Source organism: Neopararhizobium haloflavum (assembly GCF_002750855.1).
GTDB lineage: Bacteria > Pseudomonadota > Alphaproteobacteria > Rhizobiales > Rhizobiaceae > Georhizobium > Georhizobium haloflavum.
Genome location: NZ_NWUC01000027.1, coordinates 1 through 2,440, shown reverse-complemented (window position 1 = coordinate 2,440; position 2,440 = coordinate 1). Strand labels below are relative to the sequence as shown.

At 47.8% G+C, this 2,440-nt stretch carries 4 protein-coding genes; 2 read left to right on the top strand and 2 right to left on the bottom strand.

The features are described from left to right. A partial coding sequence (locus CN673_RS21780) for a hypothetical protein (protein WP_157928994.1) occupies window positions 1–333 on the top strand: 333 nt, incomplete at its 5' end. Between the two features lie 719 nt (window positions 334–1,052). On the opposite strand, the gene CN673_RS21775 is transcribed toward CN673_RS21780, so the two are convergent. Next, window positions 1,053–1,415 carry a motile sperm domain-containing protein gene (locus CN673_RS21775; protein WP_157928993.1) on the bottom strand — a complete coding sequence of 121 codons (363 nt, stop codon included), beginning with the start codon at window positions 1,413–1,415 and terminating at the stop codon, window positions 1,053–1,055. An 8-nt stretch (window positions 1,416–1,423) separates the two neighbouring features. On the opposite strand from CN673_RS21775, the gene CN673_RS21770 reads away from it, so the two are divergent. Next, a complete protein-coding gene (locus tag CN673_RS21770; RefSeq protein ID WP_099868274.1) occupies window positions 1,424–2,068 on the top strand; it encodes a cold shock domain-containing protein in 645 nt (214 codons plus the stop codon). A 54-nt stretch (window positions 2,069–2,122) separates the two neighbouring features. Here the strand turns inward: CN673_RS21770 and CN673_RS21765 are convergent. Continuing rightward, window positions 2,123–2,440: hypothetical protein (locus CN673_RS21765; RefSeq protein ID WP_210200133.1), on the bottom strand; the 318-nt coding region annotated here is incomplete at its 5' end.

Here is a 2,440-nt window from a genome sequence, read left to right as displayed (position 1 = left end):
GTCCCCAAGGAGGTCAGCAAGAGATACAGGGCCAAGAACATTGCCTTCCACTGCGCGGGAACGCACAAGCACGATCAAGAACACGAAGGACCAATTGAATACGTCCCTCCAGAGGGAATCGATGGCCGTTTCTACCCATACGCTGTGATGGACAACTACCAACAGCCAATTACCGTTGTCAAGTTCAAGAAGCTGCCATTGAACCGTTTGGTGATGATCGAGTGCAAGGCGTACGCCAAGAACATCGAGAGGGATCGAATCAGCGGTCTGGGCGTGGTGAACTTTGAATTATTCAAGGTGGACGACGCCGCCAAGAAGGAGAAGGAGCTCTAGAAGGACCGGGACGGGTCGCCAGACAAAACAAAAATTCTTTAGGGGTCTATTGTCTTTAATAATTGTTCAATTTTTGTAACTTCTTTTATCTTATCCTTGTTCTCAGATCTTTCGGTCGGCGTTTTTGTACCGACCCGTCGATTTATGTAACGAGAATTTTTGTACGAAACGACTGAGAGGGGTGGGGGCATGTGTGAACGTTGCTCAAGAATGGTAGAGATGTATTTCCCCCCGAGGCCGATGGGCATCGCCGCATTCCCCGACCCCTCCCAAGTCTAGGCCTAGAGTAATACCACGGAAAAGAAAGAATAGAAGTCCAGCACTTACTGTTTATGCAACAAGTTCTCCGTTTCGTGTAAACACAGCCAGCTTAAAGTCTAGCGTTGTAATTGTCGTTGCAGCTCCGCCCTCGTCTTAACTCAAGAGTTTCCTAGGATTTATTATTTTTTTGATTTACCGGTTCTCGTGTGTTTATCGGCCGTTTTCCGGCCGAACCTTGTTCGTTTTTTGTTTCTTTCTCCTCCCTCTCTCTCTCCAAACTCCATTATCTCCTTATCTATCTGGTTTTTTATCTGTCTAAACTATTCGAATTGATTGATTTCAACAATATGCAAATTTTCATTTAAATCCCCAGAGTAATCCTTTAAGTAGGCGTTATTTTGTCGCCCTTTCCTTTCTAAATCTCTGTAATACGTATTATCTTTTTCTAAATCGTTTACTCAAGGATTGTACTCGATGGGGAGATTCTTTCTGCGGACCATACCGTCGCCTTGGAACCACTCACGGCGGAACTGCTTGGCGGCTCCATCGGGGGTGTTGGTCCATTCGATGGTGATACGGTCGTTGTTGGTGTCTTCCTGGCCGTAGTTGAAGGCGTCGCAGGAGACGGCAACCAAGACGGACTCCTTGGGGTCGAGGACACCGCATGGAGGGTCAACACCGAGGCGCTTCATGTTGGTGGTCTTGAAGGCCCATCCGATACGACGACCACCGGCATTGATGACCTTGATGTGGTAGGTGTGCTTGTCGTCGTAGGGGGCGTTGAAGACGACCTTGGTGCCGAGGGCAAACCATCGATCCAAGACCAAAAATGGCCGACGAAAAGAAGATCGAACTCAATGAAAAGGGCGATAACCCCATCTCCCAAAACGAATCTGAAGCCGAACCTAAGGAGAAGCCTCAGCTCAGCACTGTCGTTGATGAATCCGACCCGAAGAAGGTTGTTCTTCGCGGTGTCAAGGGAACAGTCAAGTGGTTCAGCATCTCGAAGGGATTTGGTTTCATCCGCCGCCACGATAATGACAAGGATATCTTCGTCCACAGCACTGCCATCGTTCAGCGTGATGATCGTCGTTGGAAATATGCCTTGACTGCCGAATTGGAGGTTGAATTCGACGTGATCTCCGGGTTCAAGGGACCGAAGGCTCAAGCTGTTACTCTTCCTGGAGGAGAACCTGTTGAAGCCATCAGACTATACGAACGCTTCAGCCGTTTCAAGGGAGGTCGTCGCCGTTCCAAGAGTGAAAATGCTTCTGAAGGAGACAAAACCGATTCCTCTCGTCGCCGTTATGTGTCCGATGGAGGAGAGAGCTCCGAAGAGAATAAGAAGAAGAGCGCCGGAAAACGCAAGCCGTTCTCTGGACGTCGTGTTCGCAAGACCAAGGAAGACAAGAGTGCCAGCGACGACAAGAAACAGATCCAGGCCGAGGAGAAACAAGCTGAATTGGTGGCCTAAGTCTATTTTGTTATTTGTAATTGCTGCTATTGTTGTTATGTAAAAAGTAAATATTTATGGTAATATGGAATGGATCCAACTTCGACTGGCATTCTCGAGGGCTTGGCGCCATGCAATTGTCTCTCCGCCTTTTGGATTGGACTGCTCGTTGTTCTGGCCGTTCTGTTCGGTATCATCTTGGGATGTGGTGGCTTTTGGAGTTGCCGCTGGTATAAGAAGTACCGTGCTGCCAAGAAGATCGACCAAGTGGAGGTGGCTGATGACCCTGAGCCGACGTTGTTGTTCTGATCGGGTAATTGTTATGCTGAATTCTTTTCCTTTTCTTCTCTTTTCAGGTTGTATTTTACTGAATAAATAAAAATTTTCTTGTTT